Consider the following 17,080-nt stretch of genomic DNA (forward strand, 5'->3'; position numbering starts at 1 on the left):
ATGTTTGGAATGGATATTCTATCTGTGCTGATTCAGTTGGCCTTTGTACAGGTCATAGTAATTTCCTTTTTGTTCAATTAATGACTCATGGGAACCTTGTTCGATAATTTCGCCATGCTCAAGCATGATTATTTTATTTGCTTGCTGAATCGTATTTAACCGATGGGCAATTACAAAGCTGGTCCGGTCATGCATCAGTCCTTTCAACGCATCCTGAATTTTTAATTCGGTTACGGTATCAATGTTACTTGTTGCTTCATCCAAAATAAGGATTGCTGGATCGGCTAAAATCGCCCTAGCTATCGTGATAAGTTGTTTCTGACCTTGGCTGATTCCACTGCCATCCTGATCCAGAACGGTATTATATCCATTAGGAAGCCGTTCAATAAAGTCATGTGCATTCGCACTTTTCGAAGCTGAAATTATTTCATCGTCCGTGGCATCCAGGCGTCCGTAACGTATATTTTCCCGGATGGTTCCATTGAAAAGAAATGCATCCTGCAGCACAAACGCCATATGCTGTCTTAAACTTGAACGCTTTATCTCTTTTATATCAATACCGTCAAGCATTATTTTGCCGGAATCATAATTGTAAAAACGAGAAATTAAATTAATGATTGTTGTTTTTCCGGCACCAGTATGACCAACGAATGCTACCGTTTGACCAGAATTCGCTTCAAACGTGACATCCTTTAATATAGGTGTATCTTCATAAGCAAACGAGACATTCTGGAACTGTATATTTCCGTCCGTGTGCTTAAGTTCTCTTGCCGTTTGTTCATCGGTTTCTTCCTGGTCTTCGTCGATTACATTGAAAACCCGCTCTGCACCAGCAACAGCTGACAGTAGGATATTAAACTGGTTTGACAGCTCATTTAACGGGCGGGTAAATTGACGTGCATATTCGGTGAAAATTACGATAACCCCAACTGTGATAATCTCTTCAATTGCAAGAATGCCACCGACCAATGCTATCAGGCCAAAGCTTAAAAAGTTCAGCATGTTCATGACCTTTGGAATAAATCCGGAAATCGTCATCGCCCAAAAGCCGGAATGCTGCAGATCTTTGTTCCGATCCTTAAACTCATTAATCACACGCTTTTCCTGGGAAAAAGTTTTAATAACATGCTGTCCTGAAACGGTTTCTTCAACATACCCGTTCAGCTCGCCCAAATGATTTTGCTGCAGTTTATACAATGGACCAGTACGCTTAGTGATCCAGCGTATTCCAAGAAACATAATTGGGATAATCGTCATCGTCACAGCTGTCAGGAGCGGGCTCAAGATAAGCATGACAACAAAAGTACCAACAAGGGTCAGGATACTCGCAAAAATCTGAATAACGGACTGGTTCAGTGTGTTATTTACATTATCAATATCATTGGTAATCCTGCTCATTAATTCGCCATGCTGCCGTTTATCAAAATAGGATATCGGAAGGCGGTGGAACTGATGGAACAGGTTTGAACGCAGCGAATAAACCGTATTCTGTGCAATGCCTACCATCCAGTAATTTTGTAAAAAAATCGATAACGAATGAAACAGGTAGATAATAACCAGCCAGATTAACAGCATGCCTAGTCCTGATGCCTCTTGTGTCACAATGTAATCATCAATCGCCATCCCGACCATGAATGGCCCAAGCAGACTTAATCCGGAACTGATAAGGACCATGAAAATCACCAGTGCGAGCATCGCTTTCTCACGAGCAAGATATAGCCAGATTCGCTTGATCGTACCAGAGGTGTTGCGGGCTTTATCCTTTTTATCATGTTTTATATTCTCGAGCGGAATTTTTTTATATTGAAAAGGGCGTTTAATAGCTTTAAGTGACATCAGGAAGCTCCTTTCCAAACTGTGATTCTACGATTCTGCGATACAGGCTGGACTGTTCCAGTAGTTCATCATGTGTACCAAGGGCAAGTACTTCACCATAATTCAGCAGTAAAATACGATCAGCACTCATAGCAGTCGAGATTTTCTGGGTGATGATTAATGTTGTGCAATCATCATGCTGAATGGCATCGAGCAACCTGGATTCAGTCGCTAGATCCAAAGCACTCGTGCTGTCATCAAGCATTAGTATTTTCGGGCGGCGGATCAATGCGCGCGCAATTGAAATCCGCTGCTTCTGACCACCAGATAGATTAACACCTTTTTGGCCAATCTTTGTATCGTATTGGTCAGGCAAGTCCATAATCGTGTCATGAATTTGCGCGTCTCGTGCAGCTTGAAAAACATCTTCCTGTGATGCTTTTTCTTTTCCCCATGCAATATTATCCGTGACAGAACCTGTAAACAGAAGCGGGTTCTGAGGAACATAGCCAATGCTCCGCCTAAGCTGTTCCAATGTATAGGACGTTATTGGTTCATCGTCAATATAGATAGTACCGTTTTTTACATTGTACAACCGTGGAATCAATTGGAATAATGATGTTTTACCAGAGCCTGTTGCACCAATTATCGCAAGTTTTTCACCTGGATTCACCTGGAATGAAATGTCCTCAAGTACTGGTTCTTTTTGGTTTGGGTACTTAAACGAAACGTCATCAAACTCAATTTTTCCACTGGGTACGGCAGCCTCATCCCGCGCATCCTGATAATCAACGAGATCGACATTAACGCGGAGCACCTGATCCAAACGTTCTGCAGACGCTTTTGCACGTGAAAATGCCAGGATAATAAATGTGAACATCGAAATTGCCATTGCAACGCGTAACGCATAGTTTACTATTGCAACAACATCCCCGACTGATGTCTGCCCGGATACCGCCAGTGAGTTCCCGTACCATAATATGAAAATCAGACTTAAGTTCATAACAAAAAGAAGAATCGGCATTGATGCTTCAATAAAGCGGAATGTTGACCGCGTCATTGTCGCCAAATCGCTATTTGCTTTGGTAAATCGCTCTTCCTCATGGCTGCGACGCAGGAACGCCTTGATTAACCGCATCCCAGCAAGATTTTCCTGCATCACACGGTTCACATTATCGACACGACTCTGCACTTTATCAAACATCTGGCTTGCAACCTTAAGCACCCATACTATAAAAACAACAAGAAGTGGCACCGTAATTAGGAAAATCAGTGCTAGCCTGCCATTCACAATAAATGCCATCACCACACCACCGATAACAATCAATGGGGCCTTTGCCATGATCCGCAATGCCATAAAAATCGTATTCTGCAGCTGGCGGACATCATTCGTAAACCGTGTCACAAGACCGGATGTCGGATATTGATTCAAATTTGCAAACGAGAACGACTGAATTTTATGAAATAGCTTCTCCCGAATATCATAAGCAAATCCCAAACTCGTATGCGACGCAAAAAAGGAATTAAAAATCCCCGCGATAAACGCAGTAAACGCAAGGCCAATCATAATAAAGCCCCACATCATAATAGTGTCCAGATCCTTATTCATAACCCCATCATTAATCATCTTTCCAAGAAAGAAGGGGAGAAGCAGTTCAACCATAAGCTCAATCATCGTCAAGCTATAGGCTACAGAGATAGGAATTTTATAAGGCTTCAAAAAAGAAAAAATATTCTTCACGTGTTGAACCTCCGATGCAAGTTATCGCCAGCTTGAAAGGCGAGATATGTGTAAAATCTATTATAATAGTAAAGCGTTTTTATTTCGAGTGTGGAAGTGCTTTTTTGCGCTTTTTGGTAGGAGGGAGGGGGGCGCGGAAACTGAATAAACTCGGGTGAATCTTGAATGTTGTACTACGAATCCTGAATTCCTGGGGATGAAAACTGAATAAACGCAGAATCATCGTATGGAGACTGAATAACCGTGGCGAAGACTGAGTAAACTGAGTTGCTAATACCTGAAGCGAGCGGGGGCAATATTTTCTGTACTTAGTCCACTGGAAGTTAAACATTTCTATTAACAGTAAAAAGCTGTGAACCCTTTATATACAAGGGATCACAGCTGAATAACTTTAATGATTCCGATTGGGCTCGAACCAACGACCTCATGCCTGTCAAGCATACGCTCTCCCAGCTGAGCTACGGAATCGTATAAATTGTAAATTATCGGACAACTATAACTATATAGTAGAGTGATAAATTCTGTCAATATATTTTTTACCTCTAAGTTAAAATGCATCCTGCTCCAAGTACAAATCCAGGAATGATAGCCACAACAAAAAGCCATTCCCCCGCTCATTAAACAGATTTCTTTCCATTCTTCTGGTTTTGTAATAGCATAGTTCAAGTGACTTAGAATTTAGCAATTGGAGGAACAACTGATGTCTGATCGCAACAAAGGCATTATATTATTATTGGTATCCGCTTTAGGTTTTTCACTTATGGGGGCTTTCGTGAAGCTATCCGGTGATTTGCCAACAGCGCAAAAAGCATTTTTTCGCAATATAGTAGCTGCTATTATTACATTAGGATTCGTACTGCATCATAAAGAAAGACTGTTTGGAAAAAAAGAGCATCAGAAGCTTCTGCTTTCCCGTTCAGCACTTGGGACTGTTGGAATCGTTTTGAACTTTTATGCTATTGATCGTTTGGTTTTATCAGATGCCGAGATGCTGAATAAACTCAGTCCGTTCATTCTTATTATATTCTCAGCAATTTTTCTGAAAGAAATCGCTCGCCGGTTTCAGGTCTTTGCCGTAATTGTAGCGTTTATCGGCGCATTATTTATCATTCAGCCCGAATTTTCGGTCGAGATTTTCCCGTACATCATTGGTGTGCTCGGGGCAGTATTCGCAGCTGGTGCTTACACATTTCTTCGGGTTTTGGGAAATAAAGAAAAATACTATACCGTCGTTTTTTACTTTTCATCTTTTGCAACAGTGGTTCTGCTGCCATTCACAATTCTATTTTACGAACCGATGAGTATGAAGCAATGGGCGTTCCTTATCCTGGCTGGATGCTGTGCCACTGTCGGACAATTTGGAGTGACACTTGCTTATAAATTTGCACCAGCCAATGAAATATCAATCTTCTTTTATTCGACTGTCGTTTATTCGGCATTATTAAGCATTGTTCTATTCGGACAGATTCCAACGTTATTCAGTGTGACTGGGTATATCATCATCTTTGGTTCATCTTTTTATATGTTCCTGAAAAATAACCGGATGGATATGCAGAAGGCAAAATAGTCAATTTTTATAAAAAAAATAGCTTGAAAGCAGAGTAGTATCATTAATGGTGCTGCTCTGTTTTTAATTTCGTCCGATGAGATTATTTATCCCTTTCCCTGCATATAATCAAGTAGGAACTTTAGAACAGTTTACTTCAGGCAAAATTTAGGAACAGATACATAGATAATAAATTACTCGCATAGGGAGTGAAGGCTCATGAAGGTGCTCGTAACCGAGTTGATGTGGGATGATGGAATAGAAGAGCTCAAGTATAATGGCTATTCCGTGGATTATGATATGGAATTGGGACGGAAAAGAAGTGAACTACTTGAATTGGTGCCGGCTTATGATGCACTCATTGTCAGGAATGAAACAAAGGTCGATGCAGAATTGCTTGATGCAGCAAAAAATACCAGAGTCATCGGCCGTCTTGGTGTTGGACTGGATAACATTGATCTGGAGGCGGCAAAAGCCAGAAACATGCCGGTCATTCCAGCCGTACATGCGAATGCCACGTCAGTTGCAGAGTATGTGATGGCGTCGATGCTGGATGCCTACCGTCCTTTGGCTGAAGCAGATGCTGATGTTCGCAAGGGTAATTGGGATCGAAAGTTTTTTACCGGATACGAATTAAACGGGAAGACGCTCGGACTCGTCGGTATGGGTGAAATCGCCCACCGTGTTGCCAAACGGGCCAATGCTTTTGGAATGGATGTCATCGGGTATGACCCATTTGTTAAACCATTTGATCATATACTGACAGAAACCGGAGTTCATCCGGTGGGAACGCTTGATGAACTGCTCACTAACTCAGACTTTGTTTCGATTCACGTTCCAATGACAAAAGCAACGCGACATATGATCAATAAAGATAATTTTAAATACATGAAGCACCATGCTTATGTGATTAATTCAGCAAGAGGCGGAATCATACACGAGCAGGATTTGGTCGAGGCAGTACAATCTGGGGAAATTGCTGGGGCATATCTTGATGTGCTGGAAACAGAGCCAGTTCAGAAGGGTTCTCCGCTTTCCAAGGTTGAATCCATCCAGCTTTCCCCGCACATTGCCGGTTTAACAGATGAATCGCAATCCCGTACAGCTATGCTGATTGCCAAAGAAGTGATGAAAGTTCTGGAAGGCGGTAAGTCTCTTTGTTCGGTGGTATGATTTGCGTTATAGCTAAACTTGTGAAAGAACATGACATCGGCTGCTAAACAATCCCCTGTGAATTCAATACAGCAACTGAATAATTGCCATTTTAAAAGACCTCTTTTCCTCTATGCATAAAAAGTATTGGAGGTCTTCCATTTGATATATTATAGTAGCTGACTTTTGAGTAATCTGGAACCAAACGCCTAACGGGCAACTTCAAATTACTCCCATATTATTATTCTGCTAACTCTCTTGGATGAACAGGGAAGGGAAGACAAACGATTTATTACATGAACGATAAAATGGAGAGTTTACTATTTCAGAATCTGTCATAAGATAGGAGTAGCATTGCATCTTTTTGATATGCAGACCTGCTGAAATCTGCGAAGCATCATAAGCACGTAAAAATAATATATTTCTGTAAGTTACTTTCAGATTATGATTTTCCTCTAAATTAAGGTGATTGCCTAACTCCGCAATCCAATCATTTTCGGTATATTGCTCTTCAACCATCCATATACGTACAGGGTTTTTTTCTTCAAATAAATCCTGTAATTTACGAAATATATCCACAATATCCTTAGGTTCACGCTGAAGGATTTCTTCCTGGTCAATAAAATAAATATAAGCTTCTATTTCACTCTTCGATAAGAAATTTTCCAATCGTTGCTGAATCTGTATGTAGTTCCTATTTTGCTCGATGATAATACAATAATTATCTTTTTGAACACCCGTAATAAGGAATGTTATTACATGTTCAAGGTAGTTATCGAAATTAGTAAAGAGGTACAGTATATCTCCTCTATTCAAGCTCCTGAAATATTCAGGTATATGACGATAAGAAGGGGAACTCTGTTCAATATTAAGCGTATCCTGAAAGAATATCATGGGATCAAAATTTAAAACTTTTGCGATGTTATGAGCAATGTCAAAACTGGGGTTACGTTTTCCAGTTTCAATTTGTGAATAAAATGCCCTATCAATATAAGCATCCAAAGCCACTTTTTCCTGCGTGAATTGTTTTGACTTCCGAAGCCGGATTAACCATTCTCTCCTCATAACTCCCCCTCCAGTCTTAATGTTCAAGTTTTTAATACTATAACCATTTTGATTAATATGCCTTTATTTGTGGCAATTCGACACATTTCGCTTTTTACCTTGATTTGAAAGCATCCTGTAGGTAACATTTATTATGTTAAATAAAGAGACAGAGATCGCTAGATTAAAAAGATAGATATTTACTAAGTTATATTATACCATGAAAATTCTGATTTTATATTTGATAGAAAAAATATAATTAAAAATAGGGGTATTAAAATGATGATGTATTTAAGTGACGAAGCGCTATTAAACGCATATAAGAAGGCGTTAAGGCTAAAGCTGGAAAAAGATTTTCTTGAGTTATTAATGAATGAGCTGGATAGAAGGGGTATTACTTTCAGAAATTACGAAACACAGTTACTAACCGAAATGACAGCGGAATAAACTATAACTTTTTTAATCGTTGTTTTCTAAAAAATTATTGCTATTGATTTAAGTGGCAACACAAATTAGGGGTAACCGATTTGAAGTGCAAAGTGTGCCTGGCTCTTTGGCCACACAGCTGGAATACACTCTGCCTTGGGACTAGTTGTTTGCTTCGAGGAACGGAATGAGGATCCACTTCAACTGTTTGGCGGATCCTCATTCCGTTATTCCTTAAAAACCCTCATTTTAAGCTCGGGTTCGGATCCTCGTTCCGCTATTTGTTAATTCTGCCCCGTTTTTGGCTGATTTTCTGCATTTAGCGGAACGAGGATCCGTCTCACCCCTCTCAGAGCCCCTTTTCTGCTATTTAGCGGAATGAGGATTCACTTCGATTATTTGGTGGAGGCTCATTTTAAGTGGCAGTACTTCATCCTCTTAGTTATTTAGTGCCCTCCTTGTTTTTCCAGATGAGACCCGCCAGCCATCCTTAGGTGAGCAAGAATCTCACAGCGCTCAAGAATTTTTCTCAATAGGATCCTACATACCTTCTTATTCTTTTTGTTATAATAAATATAACGTGTGGAGGGGTGTTACATTGCATCATTTAGCAGATAAATATAAAGAAGAGATTTTTGAAACGGTTTTTGAGAACGCTTACCATTGTTTTGTTGTAGTAGATGGTGATGGCTTGATAACATACATGAATAATACGTATTGTGATTTTCTTGAAACAAATAAACAAGAAGCAATTGGCAAACATGTTACAGATGTCATTGAAAATAGCAGAATGCATATAGTTGCCAAATCCGGAAAGGAAGAAATTGCTGATCTTCAATATATCCGTGGTAATCATATGATCGCAAATCGGATTCCTGTACGTTCTGACGGGGAAGTAGTTGGCGCCGTTGGAACGGTCCTGTTTCGTGATACAAAAGAATGGAAAAAGATGAACAGCCATATTAAGGATTTATTGCTGGAACTGGAACATTATCGCAGTCAATTGAAAAATCAGCATGGAACAACATACTCGCTTCATGATATTGTAAGTAGTTCCCCGCAAATGAATGAACTGAAAAATAAAATAAAAAAAGTTTCGCCTGGCGATGTTTCCGTATTACTCAGAGGTGAGAGTGGAACTGGTAAAGAATTGTTTGCGCACAGTATTCATCACTTGAGTGAACGAAGTGGTAAACCTTTTATTAAAGTTAACTGTGCAGCGATACCTGAACATTTACTGGAATCGGAATTATTCGGCTATAAAGAAGGTGCTTTTACAGGAGCTAAAAAAGGTGGCAAATTAGGTAAGTTTCAGCTTGCTGATGGTGGTACCGTTTTTTTAGATGAAATTGGTGACATGCCATTAAGTGCCCAAGTAAAGATTTTAAGGGTTTTACAAGAAGGAGAAGTTGAAGCGCTTGGGGCAAATGATACACAGAAGATAGATGTGCGGATTATAGCTGCCACAAATCAGTCCCTGGAAAAATTAATCGAAGAGCAGCGCTTCCGAGACGATTTATTTTACCGGATAAATGTTGTACAGGTTCAGATCCCTCCACTTCGAGAACGAACAGAGGATTTACGGGTTTTATCCAAATATATTCTTACTAAAGTTACAGAGCGCTCAGGCAAACGGGTTATCGACTTTGACCAGTTGGTATTGGATTGCTTTATGACATACCAATGGCCGGGGAATATTAGGGAGTTGGAAAATGTCATTGAATCGGCGGTCCATTTAACGAATACAGAAATTATTAAATTGGAAGACTTACCAGATCGCATCCGGCCCAATTCCTATTCTCTGCAACAGAATGGTACGTTAAAGGAAATTTTGAATAACACAGAGAAACAAACAATCGAAAGAAGTTTAAGAAAAGCCAATGGGGATAAGTTAAAAGCTGCAAAACTGCTGGGAATCGGCAAATCGAAATTGTACGATAAGATAAAAAAATACGGAATATAATCTTTCCATGATTTCGGAAAAGTATTCCGTATTCGTGGAAACGCTATAATAAGTAAGGGCTTACATTACTATTGAATAAGAATTTAAATCCATTTTCCGTAAAATTGGAATATGGATTTTTTTCGTTCAAGCTAAAAAAGTCGATATTATGACATTTTCAAAGGATAACTAAAGTTGGCATACTTTTTGCTTATATAAAGGTGAGAGGAGTGTAAAAGATGAAAAATACCTATACATCATTTAAGGAAGCAGTTAAGGACATTCAGGATGGTTCCACGATTATGGCTGGCGGATTTGGCCTTGTCGGAATCCCTGAGAATCTGATACTGGCATTAGTAGAATCAAACGTGAAGCACTTGACAGTTATATCCAACAATTGCGGTGTTGATGATTGGGGGCTTGGCCTGCTGCTGAAAAATAAACAGATTGATAAAATGATTGGCTCGTATGTTGGGGAAAACAAGGAATTCGAACGACAGGTTTTATCAGGAGATTTAGAGATTGAGCTTGTTCCTCAAGGCACATTAGCAGAAAGAATTCGTGCAGGCGGAGCTGGAATTCCTGCATTTTATACACCAGCAGGAGTGGGGACCCCACTTGCTGAAGGTGAGGAAGTACGAACGTTTGATAACAAAGAGTACTTGCTTCAAACAGCGCTGAAGGCAGATTTCAGTCTTGTCCGGGCAGCAAAAGGAGACAAAAACGGAAACCTTGTATACAACAAAACAGCCCGAAACTTTAGTCCATCAATTGCTGCAGCGGGAGAGGTAACAATTGCTGAAGTTGAGCAGCTTGTTGAGCCGGGCGATCTTGACCCAGACCACATTCACACCCCAGGCATTTATGTGCAAGGTTTAATTGAAGGCAAGCAAGAGAAGCGCATTGAGCGTTTAACATTAAGAAAACAAGCGTAAGAAGGAGGGAAATGATTTATGACAAACCAAGCCGATAAAGCCACAATCCGTGAAAACATTGCAAAGCGTGCGGAGCAGGAAATTGTAAGCGGTTCATATGTGAATTTAGGAATTGGCATGCCTACAATGGTTGCAAATTATATCCAAGAAGGTAAAGAAGTTGTTCTTCAGTCAGAGAATGGCTTGCTTGGGATTGGCAGATCACCATCACAGGAAGAAGTTGATCCTGATTTGATAAATGCTGGAAAAGAAACTGTGACAGCTTCATTAGGTGCATCTTATTTTAGCAGTGCGGAATCTTTTGGCATGATTCGCGGGGGACATCTTGATCTTGCCATTCTCGGAGGCATGGAAGTCTCGGAAACAGGGGATTTGGCTAATTGGATGATCCCAGGAAAAATGATCAAAGGAATGGGTGGCGCAATGGATATTGTCCATGGGGCTAAAAAAATTGTTATTATCATGGATCATGTCAATAAGCATGGTCAGCCGAAAATATTAAAAGCGTGCACACTTCCGTTAACAGGAAAAGGTGTGGTTAACCGAATTATAACCGATCGAGCGGTAATTGATGTTACTGGTGCTGGTTTGGAACTTATAGAGGTAACGAATGGCTGGACAGTTGAGGAAGTTGTTCAGTCTACAGAAGCAGAACTTATTGTAAGTGAAAATTTGAAAGCGGCATCACTATAAGAAAATGGAGGGGTTCAGATGTTAGTAGATAACAAGGTCGTTTTTATTACAGGTGCAGCAAGTGGAATAGGGTACGAGATTGGCGTTGACTTTGTTGAAAATGGAGCAAAAGTTGTTTTTTCAGATATTAACGAAGCAAAAGTAAATGAAGTTACGGAAAAACTGAGTAAACAAGGGCATGACTGCTTTGGAATTAAGTGTGATGTAACAAATGAAGATGAGCTCACTTCTGCCATTGATAAAACGGTTGAACGTTATGGCAGAATTGACGTCCTGATTAACAATGCCGGGTTACAGCATGTTGCATCAATTGAAGACTTTCCAACTGAAAAATTTGAGTTCATTACGAAGGTTATGCTCGTTGCACCATTTATGGCAACAAAACATGTATTTCCAATCATGAAGAAACAAGGATTTGGCCGAATTTTAAATATGGCATCAATTAATGGGTTGATTGGTTTTGCTGGAAAAGCCGCTTATAACAGTTCAAAACATGGCGTGATTGGGCTAACAAAAGTTACCGCATTAGAGGGTGCAGAACACGGAATTACGGTTAATGCTGTATGCCCGGGTTATGTTGATACCCCGCTTGTCCGAAATCAGCTTGAAGATTTGGCAGGTAACCGAAATGTTTCGCTCGAGAAGGTGTTAGAGGATGTTATTTATCCGCTGGTACCACAGAAACGCCTGTTATCTGTTAAGGAAATCTCTGATTACACAATGTTCCTTGCCAGTGACAAAGCAAAAGGTGTAACAGGCCAGGCAGTTGTATTAGATGGAGGCTACACAGCTCAATAGAAGGGACGTGGGGTCAGGTCCCTTGTCCCGGACAATCATACACAGCTCGATAATTAGAATCTGCTAATCTATGAGGAGTGAGAAGATGAACGATGTATATATTTTAGAAGGTGCCCGGACTCCATTTGGAAGTTTTGGAGGAGGTCTTAAAGACAGTGACCCAACGGATCTTGGTGTAACAGCGAGCAAGGAAGCAATCAGACGCAGTGGGATAAGTCCTGAAAATATCGACTTAACCGTGATGGGAAATGTTATTCACTCGTCCAAAAATGCACCATATCTCGCTAGGCATGTTTCCTTAAAAACTGGTATCCCACATGCAAGTCCAGCTCTTGCAGTAAATCGCTTGTGTGGATCAGGGTTACAATCGGTAGTTTCTGCGGCTCAATCGATCATGCTTGGAGAAGGTCAAGTGGCGCTTGCTGGTGGTGTTGAAAGCATGAGTCTATCACCTTATGCGCTGAGAGGGAGTCGCTTTGGAGCAAAACTTGGAACACCGCAAATCGATGACATGCTCTGGGCTGCTTTGACCGATGAATACATTGGCGGTGGTATGGGCGTAACGGCAGAAAATCTTGCTGAAAAATACTCTATATCTCGCGCGGACCAAGATGAATACGCTTACTTAAGCCATCAGCGGGCCGCAGAGGCGAGAGAGAAGGGGAAGTTTGCTGAAGAAATCACACCAGTTGAGGTGAAATCTAGAAAAGGTACTGCTCTTGTTGAAGATGACGAGCAGATCCGTGAAGATACAAGCACCGAAAAACTTGCTAAGTTAAAACCTGCCTTTAAAAAGGATGGCACGGTAACTGGCGGAAATGCCAGCGGAATAAATGATGGTGCTGGGGCAGTGGTTTTGGCAGACGAGAAGTTTGTGCAGGAAAACAAGGCAACCCCAATCGCCAAGATTATCTCTTGGGGTGTAGGCGGTGTTGACCCAGCCTATATGGGCATTGGACCTGTACCTGCTATTAAGAAAGCCTTGGCAAACTCGAATTTATCTTTAGATGAAATTGATTTAATAGAAGTAAATGAAGCATTTTCAGCCCAATATCTGGCTGTTGAAAAAGAGTTAGGTCTTAATCGGGGAAAAGTGAATGTCAATGGTGGAGCTATAGCGCTAGGGCATCCAATTGGCGCCAGCGGTACACGAGTGCTTTATTCCGTTATCAAAGAATTACAGAGAAGAAATAAAAAATATGGAATAGCTTCTTTATGTATTGGTGGCGGCCAAGGAATCGCTATGGTTGTAGAAGCAACATAAAATTTAATGGTTTATATTTCTAGGAGGGGTTTTTGAATGTTTGGTATTTTATTAGGACTTGTCGTATTAATGGTATTAGCATATCTGGGTTGGTCGATTATATGGGTAGCGCCAATTGCTGCCGGCGTAGTGGCAATTACAGGTGGTTTGGATATTCTCGAGGCATACAAAGACACATATATGGGTGGATTTGTCTCGTTCGCAAAAGACTGGTTCCCTGTATTTATGCTTGGGGCAGTATTTGGTAAGTTAATGGAAGATACAGGGATGGCTAGATCAGTTGCAGTTGCGTTCACTAAAGTTATTGGCACGCAGCGTGCGATATTGGGTGTGTTGGTTTCAGCAGCAGTATTAACATATGGAGGCGTGAGTTTATTCGTAGTTGTTTTTGCTGTTTATCCTCTTGCGTTAACACTATTCCGTGAAGCCAATATCAGCAGAAAATTAATACCAGCAACAGTTGCGCTTGGTGCATTTACATTTACCATGACAGCAATACCCGGAACACCACAGATACAAAATCTGATTCCGATGGATTATTTTCATACGGATGCGATGGCAGCTCCAGTTATGGGGATAGTTGCAGGGATAGTAATGGCTGTTGGTGGTTACTTGTACTTACGCTGGCGTGAAAAAAAGATGACAGCGAAAGGAGAAGTATTTACGGAGCCAAAGGATAACAAATTTATCAATGTAGAAGGGGATACACCTTCATTTTTGTTATCGATATTACCACTTTTAACTGTACTTATTACCTTGAATGTATTTGGGTGGGACGTTGTAGTGGCGCTGATAGCAGGAATTATATTAATTATGGCGCTTAATATTTCGAAATTTAAAGGATTTGTAAAGACAATTAATGCCGGAGCGGTTGGTTCTGTAACAGCGATAATTAATACTAGTGCCGCAGTAGGATTTGGTACAGTAGTTAGGGCTGTTCCCGGATTTGAACGGTTAACTGAACTGCTAATGGGAGTAAAAGGGAATCCATTAATCTCTGAAGCAATTGCTGTTAATATACTTGCTGGTGCTACAGGTTCAGCTTCAGGTGGTATGGGAATAGCTTTGGAAGCTCTTGGAGATAAATATTATCAAATATCCCAGAATACAGGGATAGATCCTGAGCAGTTTCACCGGATTGCATCACTTTCGTCAGGCGGACTTGATGCCCTCCCACATAACGGAGCAGTACTAACATTATTCGCCATAACAGGAATGACACACAAAGACAGCTATAAAGACTTATTTGTCGTTGCAGTATTAATCCCAGTAATATCCGTACTCGTAGTAATCCTACTAGCCACAATCGGAATCTTCTAGGCGGGACAATGGGGACAGGTTTATTGTCCCAGAATGCTTCCGAACTAGAAGAGGGTAAGTTTCTTTAATTGGTATTTTCTTCTAAATAATGTATATTTTTGGAAAAGGACAAGAAGATGATATTTATGGCAGATTGGCTCACAAGTTTAAAAACAGATACACCTCAAGAAGGGTTCGAACTTGCGATCACAATTTCCAGAAAAGGTGTGGGGTACACCCAGACTTCTCCAGAGGTTCGTGAAAAACTAAGGAATACGCAGAAAGCGCTGATAGTTTAACAATGGCTTCACAAGTTATTGCAATACATTATCAGACAGTTGCTGCAGTAAATAACTATTGGAAATAAGAACAATATATTTAAGGACCGGGCGGCTTTTTGCTCGGTCCTTTCTCTTGCAGTTAAGGTATTTTTTGAAACTGTGGCAGGGGCAATTGTTTTATTAATTTTCATGTGTCTGGATAGTGATTTATATGAGAATAAATACGGTCCAAATCCTAAGTTTAATTAGTATCTATTAACCTATGAAAAAAAGCCTGGTAACCGGATATTAGTATTGTCCGTCATGCCAGGCTTTTCTGTTGAGCGGGACAAGGAACCTGTCCCTCATGTCCCTTATTCTTCAAACATTGCACCTACGTCAGGGTTTTCTTTTTTGGATTGGTCTGTTACTTCAAATGATGGTTTTTGGCTGAAATTAAAGATAGATGCGATGATGTTTCTTGGAAATGTTACGAGATAGGCATTGAAGTCTGCTACTCTGGCATTAAAAGTTCTTCGTTGTGCCTGTATATTTTCTTCAATATTTGTAATTCGATTTTGCAAGTGATTATATTGAGAGGTGAATTTAATGTCGGGATACGCTTCCAGTCTGCCTAACAGGGTGTTGACAGAACCTTCTAAGCGTTGGGAATCTGCCAATTTTTCTTCCACATTTTTAGTTGAATTGCGATTCACCTGTGAACGTAAAGCGGTCACTTCTTCAAGTAATTCTTTCTCATTTTCCACAGCACTTTTCGTCGTTGAAATTAAATTAACAATTTCATCTGCCCGATTTTGTAAGAGTACATCCATATTGGAAAAGGATTGTTCCACTTTTACTGCGCCTTTTTTAACGTTATTGTATGTGATAATGATATAGAGAAGAAACAGTGCAATTACACCAATGATTATAAAAATCGTCATAACTAATCACCCCATTTACGTCTTATTCCATAGCTTTAGGTTCAAATCTAATTCTTCCACTAGCATTAATGCCTGGTTAATATCTTCAAAATAATTATAAATCGATTCCTTGTCAGCCTTCTTGTCGATATTAAATTCGAAATGGTCCTGGAGCGTGTTTAATAAGAAATACATTTTCCCATCTTTAAATGAAAAATAAGGAACAATCTTTTCAATAGTTTTAGCGACGATTTTTAAGTGCTGATTCGGTATACGCTCTTTTGACCTTTCTTTTGCTCCATCTGCCAAGGCTAACATTTTTTCCATAAAGCCCGGTGTTAAAATATAGCGTGCTTTAACTTCATCTGTAGTCTTAACTGCAAATCGTTCATTAAATTCCACGTTGTCAAGCTCGATTTCCTCAAGCTTAGGCTGCTTATGAAATATGTCCAGTTTTTTAAAGTCGAAAAATAGATCTTTTCTTGGTGCAATGACAGTAGTTCCTTGAAAATCTTTATTAAAATCAACATCAAAGAATAATCCTTGAAAAATGACGGTTTCTTGTGGGTGTCCATCGGTATCTGACCATGCGTCTATAGCTGTCACTTCGGAAAAAGCGATATCTGTTTTGGGGATATCTTCCGGTTGTGAATCTCCCACATTTCGTTCCAGGCTGGAAGTAACCTGTTTAATATTTTCTGGTGTAGCAGTTTGTGCTGATAATTCATGTTCCTTCTCGGTTTCAGGCTGATCCTGATCATAGACACTTCCCCAAATTAAATCGTCCCCCAGATATTTATCTGGTTTCTTTGGGAAAACCCTCGTATCTAAAAATGTTTCTTTAGGTATATGTTTTTCTGGTGCGTATTGAAACTCGGGATTAATAAATGTTACAACCTTACGTACAATTCGTTGCTTCATGACGCCTTCGAATGACTTGTATGTTTTGGATAGCTTACTAAATCCAATAATAAGTACGACAAATGTTGCAATAAAAAACGCAATGAAGTAGTCTGAGAAAATCAGGCCAAACACAATAGGAATTAACGCAGCTACTGCAGTTATTTTGGCTTGTTTATTACGCCTCTTTTTTAAATTATTTCTGTTCGCTTCTAACGTTTCAATTTCACCCTTTATTTCCTCTTCATAAAATTGATCGAACTCTTCTCTGGTTTTCGAAATCTTTTTCACAGTACATTCCCCTCGTTTATAGGTGACATATCTATAACTACATCATACAGA

General features: G+C 40.0%; 14 protein-coding genes, 1 tRNA gene and 1 pseudogene. 10 read left to right on the top strand and 6 right to left on the bottom strand.

Going from position 1 to position 17,080, the window contains the following annotated elements; genetic code table 11:
• Positions 1 to 18 precede the first annotated feature (18 nt).
• The 3 genes from ACTWQM_RS06500 to ACTWQM_RS06510 all read right to left on the bottom strand — a co-directional run bounded on the left by ACTWQM_RS06500 (position 19) and on the right by ACTWQM_RS06510 (position 4,024).
• Entirely contained in the window at positions 19 to 1,836 is a 1,818-nt protein-coding gene (locus tag ACTWQM_RS06500; RefSeq protein WP_443257367.1) for an ABC transporter ATP-binding protein, read from the bottom strand.
• Complete coding sequence (locus ACTWQM_RS06505) at positions 1,826 to 3,556, bottom strand: ABC transporter ATP-binding protein (RefSeq protein WP_443257368.1); 1,731 nt, start codon at positions 3,554 to 3,556, stop codon at positions 1,826 to 1,828. Before ACTWQM_RS06505 ends, ACTWQM_RS06500 begins: the two co-directional genes overlap by 11 nt.
• Before the next feature lie 395 nt (positions 3,557 to 3,951).
• Positions 3,952 to 4,024, bottom strand: a tRNA-Val gene (locus ACTWQM_RS06510).
• A gap of 232 nt (positions 4,025 to 4,256) precedes the next feature.
• Between ACTWQM_RS06510 and ACTWQM_RS06515 the strand changes: the two genes are divergently transcribed.
• Positions 4,257 to 5,123 carry a DMT family transporter gene (locus ACTWQM_RS06515; protein WP_443257369.1) on the top strand — a complete coding sequence of 289 codons (867 nt, stop codon included), beginning with the start codon at positions 4,257 to 4,259 and terminating at the stop codon, positions 5,121 to 5,123.
• A gap of 198 nt (positions 5,124 to 5,321) precedes the next feature.
• The gene (locus ACTWQM_RS06520; protein WP_443257370.1) at positions 5,322 to 6,275 is read left to right on the top strand and encodes a hydroxyacid dehydrogenase; all 954 of its coding nucleotides are present in this window, start codon (positions 5,322 to 5,324) and stop codon (positions 6,273 to 6,275) included.
• Between the two features lie 228 nt (positions 6,276 to 6,503).
• Here ACTWQM_RS06520 and ACTWQM_RS06525 read toward each other — a convergent pair whose 3' ends face one another.
• A complete protein-coding gene (locus ACTWQM_RS06525; protein WP_443257371.1) occupies positions 6,504 to 7,319 on the bottom strand; it encodes a helix-turn-helix domain-containing protein in 816 nt (271 codons plus the stop codon).
• Between the two features lie 258 nt (positions 7,320 to 7,577).
• Here ACTWQM_RS06525 and sda point away from each other — a divergent pair, with 258 nt between their 5' ends.
• The 8 genes and pseudogenes from sda to ACTWQM_RS06565 all read left to right on the top strand — a co-directional run bounded on the left by sda (position 7,578) and on the right by ACTWQM_RS06565 (position 15,022).
• Entirely contained in the window at positions 7,578 to 7,745 is a 168-nt protein-coding gene (sda, locus tag ACTWQM_RS06530) for a sporulation histidine kinase inhibitor Sda (protein ID WP_443257372.1), read from the top strand.
• 577 nt (positions 7,746 to 8,322) lie between these two features.
• Positions 8,323 to 9,687, top strand: a complete 1,365-nt coding sequence (locus ACTWQM_RS06535) for a sigma-54 interaction domain-containing protein (protein ID WP_443257373.1) — start codon at positions 8,323 to 8,325, stop codon at positions 9,685 to 9,687.
• A 218-nt stretch (positions 9,688 to 9,905) separates the two neighbouring features.
• Positions 9,906 to 10,601 carry a CoA transferase subunit A gene (locus tag ACTWQM_RS06540; protein WP_443257374.1) on the top strand — a complete coding sequence of 232 codons (696 nt, stop codon included), beginning with the start codon at positions 9,906 to 9,908 and terminating at the stop codon, positions 10,599 to 10,601.
• An 18-nt stretch (positions 10,602 to 10,619) separates the two neighbouring features.
• The gene (locus ACTWQM_RS06545) at positions 10,620 to 11,294 is read left to right on the top strand and encodes a 3-oxoacid CoA-transferase subunit B (RefSeq protein WP_443257375.1); all 675 of its coding nucleotides are present in this window, start codon (positions 10,620 to 10,622) and stop codon (positions 11,292 to 11,294) included.
• An 18-nt stretch (positions 11,295 to 11,312) separates the two neighbouring features.
• The gene (locus ACTWQM_RS06550) at positions 11,313 to 12,092 is read left to right on the top strand and encodes a 3-hydroxybutyrate dehydrogenase (RefSeq protein WP_443257376.1); all 780 of its coding nucleotides are present in this window, start codon (positions 11,313 to 11,315) and stop codon (positions 12,090 to 12,092) included.
• An 85-nt stretch (positions 12,093 to 12,177) separates the two neighbouring features.
• Positions 12,178 to 13,356 (top strand): thiolase family protein, encoded by a 1,179-nt coding sequence (locus tag ACTWQM_RS06555; RefSeq protein WP_443257377.1) that lies wholly within the window; start codon positions 12,178 to 12,180, stop codon positions 13,354 to 13,356.
• 36 nt (positions 13,357 to 13,392) lie between these two features.
• On the top strand, positions 13,393 to 14,676 hold the full coding sequence (locus ACTWQM_RS06560; protein ID WP_443257378.1) for a GntP family permease: 1,284 nt from the start codon (positions 13,393 to 13,395) through the stop codon (positions 14,674 to 14,676).
• Between the two features lie 125 nt (positions 14,677 to 14,801).
• Positions 14,802 to 15,022: pseudogene (locus ACTWQM_RS06565) on the top strand (hexameric tyrosine-coordinated heme protein).
• Between the two features lie 267 nt (positions 15,023 to 15,289).
• Here ACTWQM_RS06565 and ACTWQM_RS06570 read toward each other — a convergent pair.
• Positions 15,290 to 15,859: a LemA family protein gene (locus ACTWQM_RS06570; RefSeq protein WP_443257379.1), complete on the bottom strand. Its 570-nt coding sequence runs from the start codon at positions 15,857 to 15,859 to the stop codon at positions 15,290 to 15,292.
• A 15-nt stretch (positions 15,860 to 15,874) separates the two neighbouring features.
• Complete coding sequence (locus tag ACTWQM_RS06575; protein WP_443257380.1) at positions 15,875 to 17,029, bottom strand: DUF3137 domain-containing protein; 1,155 nt, start codon at positions 17,027 to 17,029, stop codon at positions 15,875 to 15,877.
• Between the last annotated feature and the right edge of the window lie 51 nt (positions 17,030 to 17,080).

The organism is Virgibacillus sp. L01 (assembly GCF_052246775.1).
Classification (GTDB): Bacteria; Bacillota; Bacilli; order Bacillales; family Amphibacillaceae; genus Lentibacillus.